General features: G+C 39.5%; 16 protein-coding genes and 2 pseudogenes. 16 read left to right on the top strand and 2 right to left on the bottom strand.

Going from position 1 to position 15997, the window contains the following annotated elements:
* Positions 1-12: 12 nt before the first annotated feature.
* The 15 genes and pseudogenes from IPL24_13080 to IPL24_13010 all read left to right on the top strand — a co-directional run bounded on the left by IPL24_13080 (position 13) and on the right by IPL24_13010 (position 12435).
* The gene (locus tag IPL24_13080; GenBank protein ID MBK8364547.1) at positions 13-573 is read left to right on the top strand and encodes an NADH-quinone oxidoreductase subunit B; all 561 of its coding nucleotides are present in this window, start codon (positions 13-15) and stop codon (positions 571-573) included.
* A 6-nt stretch (positions 574-579) separates the two neighbouring features.
* Entirely contained in the window at positions 580-1110 is a 531-nt protein-coding gene (locus tag IPL24_13075; GenBank protein MBK8364546.1) for an NADH-quinone oxidoreductase subunit C, read from the top strand.
* 2 nt (positions 1111-1112) lie between these two features.
* Positions 1113-2322: pseudogene (locus IPL24_13070) on the top strand (NADH-quinone oxidoreductase subunit D).
* Between the two features lie 27 nt (positions 2323-2349).
* A complete protein-coding gene (gene nuoE, locus IPL24_13065; protein MBK8364545.1) occupies positions 2350-2892 on the top strand; it encodes an NADH-quinone oxidoreductase subunit NuoE in 543 nt (180 codons plus the stop codon).
* A 2-nt stretch (positions 2893-2894) separates the two neighbouring features.
* The gene (gene nuoF, locus IPL24_13060) at positions 2895-4235 is read left to right on the top strand and encodes an NADH-quinone oxidoreductase subunit NuoF (protein MBK8364544.1); all 1341 of its coding nucleotides are present in this window, start codon (positions 2895-2897) and stop codon (positions 4233-4235) included.
* Positions 4236-4339: 104 nt separating this feature from the next.
* Positions 4340-4747: a four helix bundle protein gene (locus IPL24_13055; GenBank protein MBK8364543.1), complete on the top strand. Its 408-nt coding sequence runs from the start codon at positions 4340-4342 to the stop codon at positions 4745-4747.
* Between the two features lie 86 nt (positions 4748-4833).
* Complete coding sequence (locus IPL24_13050; protein MBK8364542.1) at positions 4834-5835, top strand: (2Fe-2S)-binding protein; 1002 nt, start codon at positions 4834-4836, stop codon at positions 5833-5835.
* Positions 5836-5921: 86 nt separating this feature from the next.
* Positions 5922-6953 carry an NADH-quinone oxidoreductase subunit NuoH gene (gene nuoH / locus IPL24_13045; GenBank protein ID MBK8364541.1) on the top strand — a complete coding sequence of 344 codons (1032 nt, stop codon included), beginning with the start codon at positions 5922-5924 and terminating at the stop codon, positions 6951-6953.
* 77 nt (positions 6954-7030) lie between these two features.
* Complete coding sequence (gene nuoI / locus IPL24_13040; protein MBK8364540.1) at positions 7031-7603, top strand: NADH-quinone oxidoreductase subunit NuoI; 573 nt, start codon at positions 7031-7033, stop codon at positions 7601-7603.
* 26 nt (positions 7604-7629) lie between these two features.
* On the top strand, positions 7630-8124 hold the full coding sequence (locus tag IPL24_13035) for an NADH-quinone oxidoreductase subunit J (protein ID MBK8364539.1): 495 nt from the start codon (positions 7630-7632) through the stop codon (positions 8122-8124).
* 7 nt (positions 8125-8131) lie between these two features.
* On the top strand, positions 8132-8452 hold the full coding sequence (nuoK, locus tag IPL24_13030) for an NADH-quinone oxidoreductase subunit NuoK (protein ID MBK8364538.1): 321 nt from the start codon (positions 8132-8134) through the stop codon (positions 8450-8452).
* Between the two features lie 103 nt (positions 8453-8555).
* Positions 8556-9056 carry a DinB family protein gene (locus tag IPL24_13025; protein MBK8364537.1) on the top strand — a complete coding sequence of 167 codons (501 nt, stop codon included), beginning with the start codon at positions 8556-8558 and terminating at the stop codon, positions 9054-9056.
* Positions 9057-9441: 385 nt separating this feature from the next.
* The gene (locus IPL24_13020) at positions 9442-10650 is read left to right on the top strand and encodes a TCR/Tet family MFS transporter (protein ID MBK8364536.1); all 1209 of its coding nucleotides are present in this window, start codon (positions 9442-9444) and stop codon (positions 10648-10650) included.
* Between the two features lie 105 nt (positions 10651-10755).
* Positions 10756-11637, top strand: a complete 882-nt coding sequence (locus IPL24_13015; GenBank protein ID MBK8364535.1) for a polyphosphate kinase 2 family protein — start codon at positions 10756-10758, stop codon at positions 11635-11637.
* A gap of 9 nt (positions 11638-11646) precedes the next feature.
* On the top strand, positions 11647-12435 hold the full coding sequence (locus IPL24_13010) for a class I SAM-dependent methyltransferase (protein MBK8364534.1): 789 nt from the start codon (positions 11647-11649) through the stop codon (positions 12433-12435).
* Positions 12436-12510: 75 nt separating this feature from the next.
* On the opposite strand, the gene IPL24_13005 is transcribed toward IPL24_13010, so the two are convergent.
* Positions 12511-13314, bottom strand: a complete 804-nt coding sequence (locus IPL24_13005) for a LexA family transcriptional regulator (GenBank protein MBK8364533.1) — start codon at positions 13312-13314, stop codon at positions 12511-12513.
* 355 nt (positions 13315-13669) lie between these two features.
* Here IPL24_13005 and dinB point away from each other — a divergent pair, with 355 nt between their 5' ends.
* Positions 13670-14854 (top strand): DNA polymerase IV, encoded by a 1185-nt coding sequence (dinB, locus tag IPL24_13000; GenBank protein MBK8364532.1) that lies wholly within the window; start codon positions 13670-13672, stop codon positions 14852-14854.
* 70 nt (positions 14855-14924) lie between these two features.
* Here the strand turns inward: dinB and IPL24_12995 are convergent.
* Positions 14925-15967 (bottom strand): annotated as a pseudogene (locus IPL24_12995) (hypothetical protein).
* Between the last annotated feature and the right edge of the window lie 30 nt (positions 15968-15997).

Below are 15997 nucleotides of genomic sequence, written 5' to 3'. Positions count from 1 at the left end.
AGAAAGGAAGAAATGAAAGATATACAATCAGCATCCAACGTAAATATTGTACAAGCTCCGGCCGGATTTGAAGGTCCTGGATTCTTTGCAACGAAGTTGGATCACGTAGTAGGACTGGCGAGAAAAAATTCTATTTGGCCACTTCCATTTGCAACCAGTTGTTGCGGAATTGAATTCATGGCAACAATGGCTTCAACTTATGATCTTGCAAGATTCGGTTCAGAACGTTTGAGTTTTTCTCCGCGTCAGGCCGACCTTCTGATGGTCATGGGAACGATTGCAAAAAAGATGGGACCTGTTTTACGTCAGGTGTACGAACAAATGGCTGAACCACGTTGGGTTCTTTCAGTTGGTGCATGTGCGTCGAGCGGTGGAATTTTCGATTCGTATTCTGTATTGCAAGGCATCGATCATATTATTCCTGTCGACGTATATGTTCCCGGTTGTCCACCACGTCCTGAACAAATTCTTGAAGGCGTTATGAGTATTCAGACACTTATCCAGAATGAATCATTACGCCGCAGAAATTCTCCTGAGTATAAACAGCTTCTTGCTTCTTACGGAATAGAATAATCGAATATGAATAAGCCTTCAATAGATCAGATCGCAGAAGCTATCAATGAAAAATTTGGTAATGCAATTTTAAGCAGGGAAGAAAAATACGATTTTACTGTTTTTACGATCGACAAAAGTATCCTCGTTTCTCTATGTAAATTTTTGTATGATGATGAAAGATTTCAGTTTCGTTATCTTACAACTGCATGTGGTATTCATCTTCCTGATGAACCGAAACCATTTGCAATGATGTATCAATTGCATAGTTTAGTCTTCAATGTTCGCATTCGTATCAAAGCGTATACGACTTTGAATGATCTGCATTTTGATACACTCATTCCAATCTTTTCAGCTGCGAACTGGATGGAAAGAGAAGCATTCGATTTTTATGGCATTCGTTTCAATGGTCATCCAAAGATGACTCGCATTCTGAATGTAGAAGATATGGATTATCATCCGATGCGGAAAGAATATCCGGTTGAAGATCGTACACGTTACGATAAAGATGATACAATGTTTGGTCGTGAAAAAGCCAATTTCAAAAAATTAACTTAGGAATGCAATTAAAGCCAACGATACCAGACGATCATAAGCAGTATACAACGCTTAACCTTGGACCAACACATCCGGCAACACATGGAATTTTCCAGAATGTGTTAACGATGGATGGCGAGATCATCGTTGATTCAGAACCTACGATTGGTTATATCCATCGTGCGTTTGAAAAACTTGCTGAGCATAAACCGTTTTATCAGATCACTCCACTTACTGACAGGATGAATTATTGTTCTGCTCCGATCAATAATATGGGCTGGCATATGACAGTGGAAAAACTGATCAAAGCTGAACTTCCGAAACGGGTAGAATACATGCGGGTGATCATCATGGAACTTGCACGCATTTCAGATCATCTTGTTTGCAATAGTGTAATTGGTGTTGATACCGGAGCAATGACAGGTTTCCTTTATGTGTTCCAATGGCGTGAAGATATTTATGAAATTTACGAGGAGATCTGTGGTGCACGTCTTACGACTAACATCGGTCGCATAGGAGGCTTCGAAAGAGACTTCAATGAAACTGCCTGGAGAAAAATTAAGAAATTAGTGAACGATCTGCCTGCAGGATTAAAAGAATTCGAAAAACTTTTAGTTCGTAACAGAATTTTTATGGATCGCACAATTGGTTGCGGACCGATTTCAGCAGAGCGTGCATTGAATTACAGTTTCAGTGGACCGAATCTTCGTGCAGCAGGAGTTGATTACGACGTTCGTGCTATGAATCCTTATTCTTCATACGAAGAATTTGAATTTGAAATTCCTATCGGGAAAAATGGTGATACATACGATCGCTTCATGGTTCGTGAAGAAGAGATGTATCAGAGTTTGTCTATCATTCGTCAGGCAATGGAGAAAATTGAAAAACTCCAGGACAAGACATCTTTCCATGCAGATATTCCATCATTCTATCTTCCTCCGAAAGAAGACGTGTATAATAATATGGAAGCATTGATCTACCATTTCAAAATTGTAATGGGAGAAACGGATGTTCCGAAAGGGAGAAGTTTATCATTGTGTTGAAGGTGGAAATGGTGAGTTGGGATTTTATCTGATGAGCGACGGAGGTCGTCAGCCGTTTCGTTTGCATTTCCGTCGTCCTTGTTACATCTATTATCAGGCGTACAGAGAAATGATCAAAGGAGCTTTCTTAAGTGATGCAATTTTGACAATGAGTTCCATGAATGTTATTGCAGGTGAATTAGACGCCTGATCAGAAAATAAAATTGACCGCATTAAAATGAATACCGGTAAAGAAATTAAATTCAGTGACGAATCCCTTGCTCTCGCAAAGAGAATGATGCAACGTTATCCTGAAGGAAAACATAAATCTGCATTGATTCCGATCCTGCATATTGCGCAAGCAGAGTTTGATGGATGGCTTAGTCCTGAAACTATGGATTACGTTGCCTCTGTAATTGGAATTGAACCTGTGGAAGTATATGAAGTTGCTTCATTTTATTCCATGTTCAATCTGAAGCCTGTCGGAAAATGTGTGATCGAAGTTTGTCGCACAAGTTCATGCTGGTTACTTGGTGCTGAAGATGTAATTTCTCATCTCGAAAAAAAATTGAATATAAAAAACGGACAAACTACATCTGACGGAATGTTTACACTGAAGTCTGTTGAATGTCTTGGTTCATGCGGCACAGCGCCGATGATGCAAGTGGGTGCAGATTATTATGAAAATCTTAGTCTTGAAAAAGTAGATACACTCGTTGAGAGATTCCGTGCAGAAGGCAAAAGAAAAACCTATACAGATAAAGCGGAGGCCGGAAATTAATTATGGGAAAGAAATTACTTTTAAATAACGACCACATTCCGGGAATCAATACTTATGATGTTTATCGTAAGAATGGCGGATATGCTTCCGTAGAAAAAGCGATCAAAACAATGACTCCGGAAGCCATTGTTGAAGAAGTGAAAAAATCAGGATTGCGTGGAAGAGGTGGAGCAGGATTTCCCACAGGAATGAAATGGAGTTTCCTTGCGAAGCCGGAAGGTGTTGCAAGATATATTGTATGTAATGCAGATGAGTCTGAACCGGGAACTTTCAAGGACAGATATCTGATGGAACGCATTCCGCATCTTCTTATAGAAGGAATGATCACATCAAGTTTTGCTCTTGGAGCAAATACTTCTTACATCTACATCCGCGGAGAATATTTTTATGTAGCAAGAATTTTAGAACAAGCAATCGACGAAGCGTATGCAAATGGTTGGCTTGGAAAGAATATATTAGGAAGCGGATACTCACTCGATCTGTATGTTCAGGTTGGAGCAGGTGCATATATCTGCGGAGAAGAAACAGCTTTACTTGAGTCACTGGAAGGCAAACGTGGAAATCCGCGTATCAAACCTCCATTTCCTGCAATTGCAGGTTTGTATGGTTGTCCGACAGTAGTTAATAATGTTGAAACAATTGCAGCAGTTGTTCCCATCGTGAATAATGGCGGTGACGAATATGCAAAAGTCGGAATAGGAAAAAGTACAGGAACGAAATTAATTTCAGCAAGTGGTCACATCAACAAGCCCGGTGTTTATGAAATTGAAATGGGAATTACCGTTGAAGATTTTATTTACAGCGATGAATGGTGTGGTGGAATTAAGAATGGTAAAAAACTGAAAGCAGTAGTTGCAGGAGGTTCATCTGTTCCAATTCTTCCTGCAGAATTAATTTTAAAGACAGCAAACGGTGAACCCCGATTAATGTCGTACGAATCACTTGCTGACGGCGGATTTGCAACCGGAACAATGTTAGGATCAGGTGGCTTCATTGTAATGGATGAAAGCACAAGCATCGTAAAAAATCTCTGGAACTTCACTCGTTTCTATCACCACGAAAGCTGCGGACAATGTTCGCCTTGTCGTGAAGGAACCGGCTGGATGGAAAAAGTATTACATAAAATCGTAAACGGCCACGGAACATTAAGCGACATCGATCTGGTGTGGGATATACAATCTAAAATAGAAGGAAAAACTATTTGTCCGTTAGGAGATGCAGCGGCATGGCCCGTTGCTAGTGCGATCAGACATTTCAGAGCAGAGTTCGAAGACTATGTGCGAAATCCGAAATCGATTGTGGATGTGAAGCATTACTATCGGTTGAAGGAGCAAGCAGTTTAACTGAGGTCAGAGGTCAAAGGTCAGAGGTCACGCAGGATGTATTAATAAGAGAGTTTGTCGCTTTTATTAAATGTAAATAAAATTTATTGTCTATACATTGTAGTATGGACAATAATAAAAAAAAAGAAGAAATACTTCCCCGATCACGGAAGTTTGCAATAAGAGTATTGAAACTTGGTCATTATCTGAAGAATAAAAAAGTAGAATATTTTCTCAGGGATCAGGTAGCAAGAAGCGGAGCATCGATTGGAGCAAATTTGCATGAAGCAAAAGCAAGTAGTAGCGACAAAGAATTTTGCAGGTTCTATGAAATTGCGCTTCGTTCTGGTTATGAAACTGAGTATTGGTTTGAAATCCTGGATGAAATATATAAGATCAGTGAAGAGCCTGCATTTGTAAACTTAAGATCTGAATTAATTCAAATAAATAAGATCATTAGTGTAATTGTATTAAAATTAAAAGATAAGATAGAAAAGGAAAGTAAAAAGAAGAAAACGCTGAATTTGGTATGAATTCCATTGGATAATCTAAGAGTTGCAAGTTCCAATTAGACCAAAAAGTGTGACCTCTGACCTTTGACCTCTGACCTGAAAAAAGTATGGCAAAAGTAACAATTGATGGAAAGAGCATTGAGGTACCCGACGGTACAACAATACTTAACGCTGCTCGCATGATCGGAGGAGAAATTGTTCCCCCCGCAATGTGCTATTATTCTTCGCTGAAAACAAGCGGCGGTTACTGCCGTACTTGTATTGTGAAAGTCACAAAAGGTTCTGAAAAAGATCCTCGTCCAATGCCAAAACCTGTTGCTTCTTGCAGAACAACTGTTATGGATGGAATGGAAGTGCAGAATATTACTTCACCTGACTTGATGGAAGCACGTGCGGGAGTGGTTGAGTTTTTATTGATCAACCATCCGCTTGATTGTCCGATCTGCGATCAGGCCGGTGAATGTCATTTGCAGGATCTTGCTTATGAACATGGTCTGGCAAAAACACGTTACGAATTTTCTCGGAGAACATTTGATAAGATTGATATCGGTTCAAAGATCAAATTACACATGACGCGTTGCATTCTATGTTACCGTTGTGTGAAAGTTGCTGACCAGATCACAGATAAACGTGTACACGGTGTAATGAATCGTGGTGATGTTTCTGAGATCAGTACATATATTCAGAAAGCAGTCGATAATGATTTCTCCGGAAACATGATCGACGTTTGTCCCGTTGGTGCATTGACAGATCGAACGTTCCGTTTCAAATCGCGTGTGTGGTTTGCTAATCCAGTTGATGCTCATCGCGATTGTCCAAAGTGCGCCGGAAAAGTTACACTATGGATGAAAGGCGAGGAAGTATATCGTGTTACAGGAAGAAAGGATCAATATGCTGAAGTGAAGGATTGGATCTGTAACGATTGTCGTTTCGAAAAAAAGGCAGCTTCCGATTGGCAGATCGATGGCCCAACAAACTTCGACAGACATTCAGTGATCACACAAAATCATTATACACTTCCGGAGCCTGCTCACAAACCGTTGTTGAATGATGTAAAAGTTGTTCAGAATCTTGTCAGTGGAAAACGAATAACTAATAACGATAACTAATCGTGAATAGTGAAAAGTTGCCCGAACCGGGCAGTTTTTCTAATCTCTGATTACGAATTACAAATTACGAATTACGAAAAGAAAAAATGTCAACATACCTTCTCATAAAAATCATCATCATCGTATCAGTCTTTTTGATTTCGTTGCTGGTGGCCATGTATTCAACTTATGCAGAGCGAAAGGTTGCCGCTTTCATGCAGGATCGGTTAGGTCCAAACCGCGCGGGTCCATTCGGAATACTGCAGCCATTAGCTGACGGTGTGAAAATGTTTATGAAAGAAGAGATCATTCCAAATGTTTCGAGTAAATTCCTTTTCATTCTTGGTCCTAGTCTGGCAATGTTGACTGCCTGTATGACAAGTGCTGTTATTCCCTGGGGAAAAGGATTGTCTATCGGCGGAAATTTCTATCCTGTGCAGGCAACAGATGTAAACATTGGTATTCTCTACATATTCGGTGTCGTTTCGATTGGAGTATATGGAATTATGATCGGAGGCTGGGCTTCAAATAATAAATACTCATTGTTAGGTGCCTTACGTGCATCATCCCAAATGATCAGCTATGAGATAGCAATGGGTCTGGCAATTATCGCTCTGGTAATGATGACAGGTACACTCAGTGTTCGTGAAATTGCAGAACAACAATGGGGTGGAAGATGGAATGCGTTTTATCAGCCACTTGGGTGTTTGATATTCATCATTTGTGCATTTGCAGAAACCAATCGCGCTCCATTTGATCTGCCTGAATGCGAAACAGAATTAGTTGGCGGATATCACACAGAATACAGTTCAATGAAACTGGGCTTCTATCTTTTTGCTGAATACATCAATATGTTCATTTCTTCAGCAGTGATCAGCACGCTTTACTTCGGTGGTTATAATATGCCTTTCATTGAACGGTTTGTAACCGATCCGAATTGGTTAAGCATGATCGGAACTGCCTTCTTATTCGGAAAAATATTCTTCTTCATATTCTTCTTCATGTGGATCCGCTGGACACTTCCGCGTTTCCGTTATGATCAACTTATGAATCTGGGATGGAAAATATTATTACCTCTTTCAATCGCTAACATCTTTGTAACAGGGATGATTATGTGGTGGACGGGGAAACTAGGATAGTTGATTAGGTCAAAGGTCAAGGGTCAAAGTTATGCCTGACCCTTGACCTTTGACCCTTGACCTAATACAAACAAAAAATGCAACCTCTCACCAATAAAAGCAAACAAGTAGTAAAACAGGAATTAACCTTCGCTGAAAAGATCTATTTGCCTGCTATCTTAAATGGAATGAAGATCACCTTAAAGCATTTCTTTAAGAAGAAAGTGACTATTTCATATCCTGAACAAAAGAAAGATGTTGCACCTGTGTGGCGTGGTCAGCATATTTTAAAGCGCGATGAAAATGGTGCGGAACGGTGTACAGCTTGTGGTTTGTGTGCTCTGGCGTGTCCGGCGGAGGCTATTACAATGGTTGCAGCTGAAAGACAGAAAGGCGAAGAGAAGTTATACAGGGAAGAAAAGTATGCAGCTACCTATGAGATCAATATGTTGCGTTGTATTTTTTGTGGATTATGTGAAGAGGCCTGTCCTAAAGAAGCAATTTTTCTTACTGATAAATTGGTGACAGTTTCTCTCAACCGTGCAGAAATGATCTACGGTAAAGATAAGTTAGTGGAAGGTGTGAACGATAGAATTGATATAAGTGATCGTCAGACTCCTGAGGTAAAAGAATTTAAACAGAACAAGAATCTTCAGCATAATAAATTGTAGTCGCTAAGAAATTAAGAACATTAAAAATGAATCTTTCGTTATTTTATTTCCTGGCCTTCCTTGCAATACTCAGTGCATTGATGGTTGTTGTTGCTAAAAATCCGGTGCATAGTGTCTTGTATCTGATCATTACTTTCTTTGCTATTGCAGGACATTACATTCTGATGAATGCGCAGTTTCTCGCTGCTGTTCATATAATTGTATATGCAGGGGCAATTATGGTCTTGTTCTTATATGTTATCATGATGCTGAATCTGAATTCAAATGTTGAGCCACATAAAAATAGATGGCTGAAGTTTGCCGCAACTGTTTCAGGTGGATTATTAATGGTTGTATTGGTTGGAGCATTCCGTCAGGCATCTACATCGGTTGCAGTGGTTCAAAATTCAGAAGTAGGATTGATAAAAAATCTTGGATTGGTTTTGTTCCGTGAATATGCACTTCCGTTTGAGATCTCATCGATCTTATTATTGACAGCAATGGTGGGAACAGTAATGTTAGGTAAAAAAGAAATTAATTAATCAGGAAATGAACACGATCTTTCAAACTATACCCCTTAGTCATTATGTTATTTTAAGTACACTGTTGTTCTGCATTGGTGTGCTTGGAGTGCTTTTCAGAAGAAATGCAATTATCATTTTCATGTGCATTGAGCTAATGCTGAATGCGGTAAATTTACTGTTAGCTGCTTTCTCAACATATTTTGGTGATTCAGCAGGGCAAGTGTTCGTTTTCTTTATCATGGCAGTAGCAGCGGCTGAAGTTGCTGTCGGACTGGCTATTCTGACAATGATTTTCAGAAATACAGGGTCGGTAGATATCAATTTCCTGAATAAACTGAAGCATTGATTTAATCATTGTTAATTTCATGTCATTTTTCTAAACTCTTTGTTGAGCATGGATTAATTGTGTTTATTTGTGAATACAACCACACAATTAAAATCTTAAAATTATGTATAGAGTATTAGAAGATTTCCTAACCGACTGGAAATATGAAAGTCAGTCGACTCTCAGTTTATTCAAAAACCTTACTGATGACAGTCTGACAAAAGTCGTTCATCCCGATGTAAGAACACTTGGATTTCTTGCCTGGCACATTGTTCACACAATGCAGGAGATGATGGCCAAAGTCGGTTTAAATGTTGACATCAAAGACCAGGAAAATTATTCAGGGGAGAATGTAAAAGAACTTTGCAGTGCTTATGAAAATGGCGCCAATTCACTTGCCGAAGAAATAAAAAAGAAATGGACAGTTGACGATCTGCAAAAGGAAGACAACATGTATGGTGAAATGTGGAAACGTGGTACTACACTAACAATTCTCATCAAACACGAAGCTCATCACAGAGCAGAAATGATCGTACTTATGAGAATGCTTGGATTGCCTGTAGTTGGACCTTATGGACCTACACGTGAGGACTGGGCGAAATTCGGAATGCCAACTATGAAATAAAATGAAATGAAATGAAGTAAAGAGAAGTATAATGAAGTAAAAATAAGTGAAAATAAGTAGAAAGAAGTGAAATGTGAAGATTGTAAACAGTATAGAATGAAAGAATGATTGATTTCACTCCACTGCACTATCCTTCATTCCACTTCATTCCACTTCATTCCACTTCATTTAACTTCATTTAACTTCACTTCATTCCACTTCATTCCACTTCATTCCACTTCATTCCACTTCATTTAACTTCACTTCATTCCACTTCATTCCACTTCATTTAACTTCACTTCATTCCACTTCATTCCACTTCATTCCACTTCATTCCACTTCACTTCACTTCACTTCATTCCACTTCAGTCCACTTCATTCCACTTCATTATAGAAATACTATAAATTGAAACAACCCAAGTCTGCTCTCCCTTTCATCTTCATCACCATGCTGATCGACGTCATCGGTCTCGGCATCATCATTCCTGTATTACCGAAGTTGATCGAGGAAATGATTGGTGGCGATTTGAGTATGGCTTCAACATATGCAGGGTGGTTGATGTTTGCATATGCAACAATGCAGTTTTTGTTTTCGCCAATTATCGGAGCACTGAGCGATAAGTATGGAAGACGTCCGGTACTTTTGATTTCGTTATTTGGTTTTGGGATTGATTATTTATTAATGGGATTTGCGCCAACAATAATCTGGCTATTTATCGGCCGACTGATTTCAGGAGTTACAGGTGCAAGTTTTACTACAGCAACGGCATACATTGCCGATATCAGTACACCGGAGAAACGTTCTCAGAATTTCGGATTGATAGGAGCTGCATTCGGACTTGGTTTTATTATCGGTCCGGTGCTTGGCGGATTACTTGGACATTATGGTGCGCGTATTCCGTTTTTCGCGGCAGCCGGTCTTGCATTATTAAATACACTCTATGGATATTTTATTTTGCCTGAATCGCTGGATAAAGAGCATCGGAGAAAGTTCGAATGGAAGCGCGCAAATCCTGTAGGTTCCTTGAAACGATTATCTCACTATCCGGTAATTCTCAGTTTAGTTGTAAGTCTGGTTTTCATATATATTGCAAGCCATGCTACACAAAGTACCTGGACATTCTACACGATGGAAAAATTCAAGTGGAATGAAAAAATGGTTGGCTATTCATTAGGCTTTGTAGGATTGATGATTGCAATTGTTCAAGGCGGATTGATCCGGATTGTAATTCCCAAACTTGGACAGAAGAAATCCATTTACATTGGATTGACGCTCTATGTTATCGGCTTTGTTTGTTTTGCCTTTGCAACAAAAAGCTGGATGATGTTTGCTTTCGTTATTCCTTTTTCACTTGGCGGAATTTGTGGGCCTGCATTGCAAGGTGTAATGTCAGGACAAGTTCCGGCAAATCAACAAGGCGAATTGCAGGGAGCATTAACAAGTCTGATAAGCGTAACCTCCATTGTCGGACCGCTATTGATGACAAATTTATTTTCATATTTCACGGCAGCTGATGCACCCGTATACTTCCCCGGTGCGCCGTTTTTAATGGGAGCGGTACTGACACTTTTTTCTGTTTTTTTTGCGGTGCGTTCGCTGGAGAAGCATCATTGATGTTGTCGTGATCTTTCATTAATGTCAATTTTAAAATCCGTACCTTTAAATTCTGCGATTTATCTGCGCAAATCAGCGGGAAATAAACCGGTAAATTAATTAAACATGGATTTAAAAAAATATCGCGTCGGAACTTCAGGTAAACTCAAGTTGTCAAAATTTTCTACTTCAACGGACTCTGATAAAAAGAAAAAGAAGGATGGAAAAGAAGAATTAAGCAAAGACATAGAATCAATTTCTGATTTGCAGTACAAACTATTTGCAGAAGATCGCCAGTCATTGTTGATCATTTTCCAGGGCATGGATGCTTCCGGAAAAGATGGTGCGATCAAGCATATCATGAACGGTATAAATCCGCAGGGAGTAGCTGTTCATAGTTTCAAGCATCCTACGACCCATGAACTTGAACACGATTATTTATGGCGGCATGTATTAAAGTTACCCGAGCATGGACAGATCACAATTTTTAATCGTTCGCATTATGAGAATGTACTTATTGCAAAGGTTCACCCTGAAATAGTTTTAGCTGAGCGGCTGCCAGGTATTCAAAAAGTCTCTGATATCACCGAAAAATTCTGGGAGAAGCGATACAAGCAGATCAGTGCTTTCGAAAAGAATCTGAATCAAAATGGAACCGGAATATTGAAATTCTTTTTGCACATCTCAAAAAAGGAACAAGCCCAGAGATTGATTGATCGTATCGATGACAGAGAACGACATTGGAAATATTCTTCAGGTGATATTGTTGAACGCGGACATTGGGATGAATACCAGAAAGCTTATGAAAGCGCATTGAGTTCAACAAGTTCAGAAAAATCGCCATGGTATATTATTCCGGCTGACGAAAAGGAATCTGCCCGAAGTTTAATTGGGAAGATCATACTTGAAAAATTACGTGAGATGAATCCGGTTTTTCCGGAAGTAAGCAAAGATGAATTGGATAAAATGAAAGCCGCTAAGATTGAATTGTTGAAAGAAATTAAATAGGATCTGCAGTTGTCGGCAAGAAAATTACTTTTTGAGTTTGAAGACCAGAAATGGTTTCCGGATGTGATTCGTTCCGGGATGACAGATTATTTGAGGTATTTGCTGACAGCATTAAATTTCTATAAGCCAGTCTCGCCGCTCATCTTAGAAGTATTGTCGAAGACGAATTCAACTACTCTGATCGATCTGTGCTCAGGTGGTGGTGGTGCAATTGAGCAGGTATATAATGACCTCAGGGAGCAGTCGAACGATATCATAGTAGTTGTTACAGATAAATTCCCAAATCTTGAAGCCTATCGTTTTCTCGAAAGAAAAAGCAGCGGCAGAATTTTATATTCCAAAAAATCCGTTGATGCATCAGATGTTCCTTCTGAACTTAAAGGTGTGCGAACGATCTTTTCAGGTTTTCATCATTTCGATCCTGACTTTGCAAAATCTGTCTTAAAGAATGCAGTAGATTCCCGATCCGGAATCTGTATTTTTGACGGCGGCAACAAAAGCATCTGGATGATTCTTGGAGCAGTATTCATTCATCCAATCTTGTTTTTTATTTTTACGCCCTTCTTCAGGCCTTTTCGTTTCTCCCGTATTCTTTTTACTTATCTGATTCCTTTGATTCCACTTTGTACGATGTGGGATGGTGTTGTTTCGATTCTCCGGCTATATAGACCAAGTGAATTACTAGTTTTTGCAAATGAAACTAATTACACTTCCTATGTATGGCGCTCCGGATATGTAAAAAGTCGTTTTGGTCTGAGTGTTTCTTATTTGATTGGATTTCCTGAAAAAATTAATTAGAATAAATTATTTGATGAAGTCAATATTCTGAATTGAATTTCGTTCGGTCAGTTTATAAACTGAAATTATTAATTATTAATTCTGAATAACGTTCTTAATCGACTTAACCTCCATCTCCAATTTAGAAAGCTTCTCGATCAGATCTTCTTTCGCAAAATTACTATCCGGAATTTCCGTACTCATGTAATTGCAGAATTTCCACACTTCGCGGATCTCACTAACATTAAGCTCGTACGGATTGTAAGTGGTGTTCAGCGATTTTAATGTCAGCGATCTTTTTTTGCGCAAATGATTTTGAACGATCTTAAAAACAATTCCTTCTTCCTGTGTCAATAGAACGTAAGCTTCATCGTCTTTGATGTCGTACCAGTTTTCCAGATATTCAGCAATTACATACGACTTATCCGGAATCGGCAACATTGAATCACCGCTGATCTGGAACATTCTGTATTTCCTGTCATTGAAAAGAATTGGTAACTGAAACGTCGGAAGTTTTTTGATAAAGTCCGGATCAGCAAAACCGTTTTTATATCCGGCCTTCGCTTTGATCGGGACTACTTCGATATTTTCTCTATTATGACTATCGACAGTTGTTGCCAATACACGTAGTCGCGAACCGGTAACGAATACATCATTACCTCTTTCGAGTTCCGACAACTGGAATTCCGAAAGTTTGGTAAGGTCGACTTTTACCATTGTATCGATTGACACTTTATAATACTTTGAAAACATCATCAGTGCATCCAGCGTCGGATTTTTTATACTGCCGTTTTCATAGCTGTTCACCGTCGAGCGGCTAACATTTAATTCACCTGCGACAATATCCTGTGTCCGGTTTTTTCTTTGTCGCAGAATTTTGATGTTGTTGTTAAATATCATAGTGGTTGACATATTTTATCTGAGCGCCTACCGGGGCTCTGTCCCGGTAGTGAATATTTTATCTGATTGCACCTGAGCAAACTCCGCATGTTTTAGATATTTCCTCTTGCACACTGCAAATATATAGATTATATTGGAATCATGCAAGATGATTGTTTCGCAATCTATCTGCTGGTTTGTTTAATGACTTGGTTGCTTTGCAGAAATGCTTTAGCCGGTGTGGTTTTGGTTGTCGAATTCCTTGAGCCACACCGGAGCTACCAAAGCGTGTGTTGTCCATACACTCACACTCACACTCACACTCACACTCACTGCTCACTCACTCTCCGCACTCTCTCGCACTCACACTCAAAAAATGCGTCGTTCAATAGTACATATGGATCTGGATTCGTTTTTCGTTTCCGTTTCTTGCCTCGACCATCCCAAACTAAAAGGGAAACCGGTTTTGATTGGCGGTACGAGTGATCGTGGCGTAGTAGCTTCCTGCAGTTACGAAGCTCGCGCCTATGGTGTACATTCAGCGATGCCCATGAAACTTGCCCGCCGCCTTTGTCCTGATGCAATTATCGTCCGCGGCGATTACGAACGGTACAGTCAGTTGTCCGAGGTCGTTACAGATATAATAAAAGAGAATGTTCCCGTTTACGAAAAATCGTCGATCGACGAATTCTATATAGACTTAAGTGGCATGGATCGTTTTTTCGGATGTTATAAATGGGCAACGGAATTACGGCATAGGATCACGAAGGAAACAGGCTTACCGATTTCTTTTGGTATGTCGGGAAATAAAACCGTTTCCAAAGTAGCAACAGGTGAAGCGAAACCTAACGGTCAGCAGAAGATAGATTTCGGAAATGAAAAAACATTTCTTGCGCCTTTGCCTGTACGGAAAATTCCAATGGTAGGGGAGAAGACTGCAAATTTATTGCGCACCATGGGCGTAGAAAAAATTGAGACCGTGCAGAAGATGCCTGTGGAACTGATGGAAAATGTGTTAGGAGAAAACGGCATTGCTATCTGGCGGAAAGCAAACGGTATCGACACCACGCCCGTTGAACCATATAATGAACGCAAGTCACTTTCTACAGAAGAGACATTTGATCAGGATACAATAGATATAAGTTATCTGAAGTCGCTCATCGTTGCTATGACAGAAAAACTTGCCTTTCAATTACGTTCCGAAGACAAACTCACCGCATGCGTTACGATAAAGATCCGTTATTCCAATTTCGACACACACACAACGCAGTCACGCATACCGTATACTTCCAACGATCAGACACTCATCGATCGCGCAAAAGAATTATTCGACAAACTTTACCAACGCCGCATGCTCATTCGTCTGATCGGAGTTCGCTTCAGTCATCTGGTTGGTGGTGGACAACAGATCAATCTTTTTGAAGACAGCGAAGAGATGATCAAACTCTACCAGGCCATGGACAAAATGCGCAAGCGATACGGCGATAGTTCTATTCAGCGCGCAGTAGGTACAGAGTACGAACGCCGGCGGTTTAATCCTTTCAACGGGATGACGACATGAAATACAGTTTGAGTTTGAAGTGTGTAGTTTGTAGGTATGCCACACAACACACTTCAAACTCAAACTGTATTTATTTTCCTTTCAAACTATTCTGCAATGAAAAATCATAGATCTTCAAAGAAGAATTTTGTTCACTGCCTTTGTTATAATAAAATCCATACTCACCGGCAGGAACATCGGCATCGAAATAAACTTTATACATTTCGTTACTGATTTTTTTGAAGCGGAATTGAATAGTACCTTCAGTGAAACCCGACTCGCTTTTAAAACGAGTGTGTCGGCCGACAGTAATCTCGCGACCTTTATTTGTAACTCTCGCTTTAACCAGAACGAAATCATTCGGACTTGCAACACCTTCGAACATGCTTTCAGCAACAGTATTCATATTCTTTCTGTCACCGCTGAATATAAAATAGAAAACAGGACGTGGATCTTTGATGATCATATTTGCGCTTGTATTCGACAATCCGACTTTTTCACTTTTACCTGTGATTCCACCGGTTCTATTATTCAAAATCGTTTCACCGAATCCGCCACCCTTAGCCTGATTAGTAGTTGTTGGTTCAAGTTGCGTATAGTTACTAGCCGGATTATATTCTTCATAATAAATTCCGTTCTCGGAAAATTTTGAAAGTGCCGGAGCAGGAAGATCTACAGGATGCGGTGGAAGATCGCCGGAAATCAAATTCTGACTTTTTACTGATGCAGATGAGCCCGGTGTTAACATTGCTTTCTGTACAGTCTCTGGAACTTTTGCATTTTTCAATTCGATCATTGCATCCGTATTTGTATTGAAATCGCATTTTGAAAATTGTATCTTTTTATAATTATGTCACGGGATACACCTCCCTGATGCATGTCAATTACATCTTTATTTGTTACCAATGGTAAATTGTTTGCGGCAAGCAACATTTCCTCAACAACCATATCTGATACCCTGGAAGTTTTTAAGGAGATCAATGCAGTAGAACTCATGTCGAATTGATTTGGATTCGATTTTACTTTCTGAATGATAATGTCTTTAGAAACTTTTGCAGTTGTAAGGGAAATAATGTTTTGATTCGTCAGAATTTCTTCAGCAATAGAAGAAAATGTGATGAGAAAAAAAAGAATAGCAACTCCGAAAAAGTTTTTCGTGCTTGT

The organism is Bacteroidota bacterium (assembly GCA_016711505.1).
Taxonomy (GTDB): domain Bacteria; phylum Bacteroidota; class Bacteroidia; order AKYH767-A; family 2013-40CM-41-45; genus JADKIH01.
The sequence above is the reverse complement of the archived record's forward strand: the minus strand, read 5'-3'. Positions and strand labels throughout refer to the sequence as shown.

Bases quoted from the DNA above. Each gene is read 5' to 3' on its own strand.
- IPL24_13035 (MBK8364539.1), top strand. From the start codon at position 7,630: ATGAATCTTTCGTTATTTTATTTCCTGGCCTTCCTTGCAATACTCAGT.
- nuoI (MBK8364540.1), top strand. From the start codon at position 7,031: ATGCAACCTCTCACCAATAAAAGCAAACAAGTAGTAAAACAGGAATTA.
- IPL24_13025 (MBK8364537.1), top strand. From the start codon at position 8,556: ATGTATAGAGTATTAGAAGATTTCCTAACCGACTGGAAATATGAAAGT.
- IPL24_13015 (MBK8364535.1), top strand. From the start codon at position 10,756: ATGGATTTAAAAAAATATCGCGTCGGAACTTCAGGTAAACTCAAGTTG.
- IPL24_13080 (MBK8364547.1), top strand. From the start codon at position 13: ATGAAAGATATACAATCAGCATCCAACGTAAATATTGTACAAGCTCCG.
- nuoK (MBK8364538.1), top strand. From the start codon at position 8,132: ATGAACACGATCTTTCAAACTATACCCCTTAGTCATTATGTTATTTTA.
- IPL24_13055 (MBK8364543.1), top strand. From the start codon at position 4,340: ATGGACAATAATAAAAAAAAAGAAGAAATACTTCCCCGATCACGGAAG.
- dinB (MBK8364532.1), top strand. From the start codon at position 13,670: ATGCGTCGTTCAATAGTACATATGGATCTGGATTCGTTTTTCGTTTCC.
- IPL24_13005 (MBK8364533.1), bottom strand. From the start codon at position 13,314: ATGATATTTAACAACAACATCAAAATTCTGCGACAAAGAAAAAACCGG.
- nuoE (MBK8364545.1), top strand. From the start codon at position 2,350: ATGAATACCGGTAAAGAAATTAAATTCAGTGACGAATCCCTTGCTCTC.
- IPL24_13075 (MBK8364546.1), top strand. From the start codon at position 580: ATGAATAAGCCTTCAATAGATCAGATCGCAGAAGCTATCAATGAAAAA.
- IPL24_13050 (MBK8364542.1), top strand. From the start codon at position 4,834: ATGGCAAAAGTAACAATTGATGGAAAGAGCATTGAGGTACCCGACGGT.
- nuoH (MBK8364541.1), top strand. From the start codon at position 5,922: ATGTCAACATACCTTCTCATAAAAATCATCATCATCGTATCAGTCTTT.
- nuoF (MBK8364544.1), top strand. From the start codon at position 2,895: ATGGGAAAGAAATTACTTTTAAATAACGACCACATTCCGGGAATCAAT.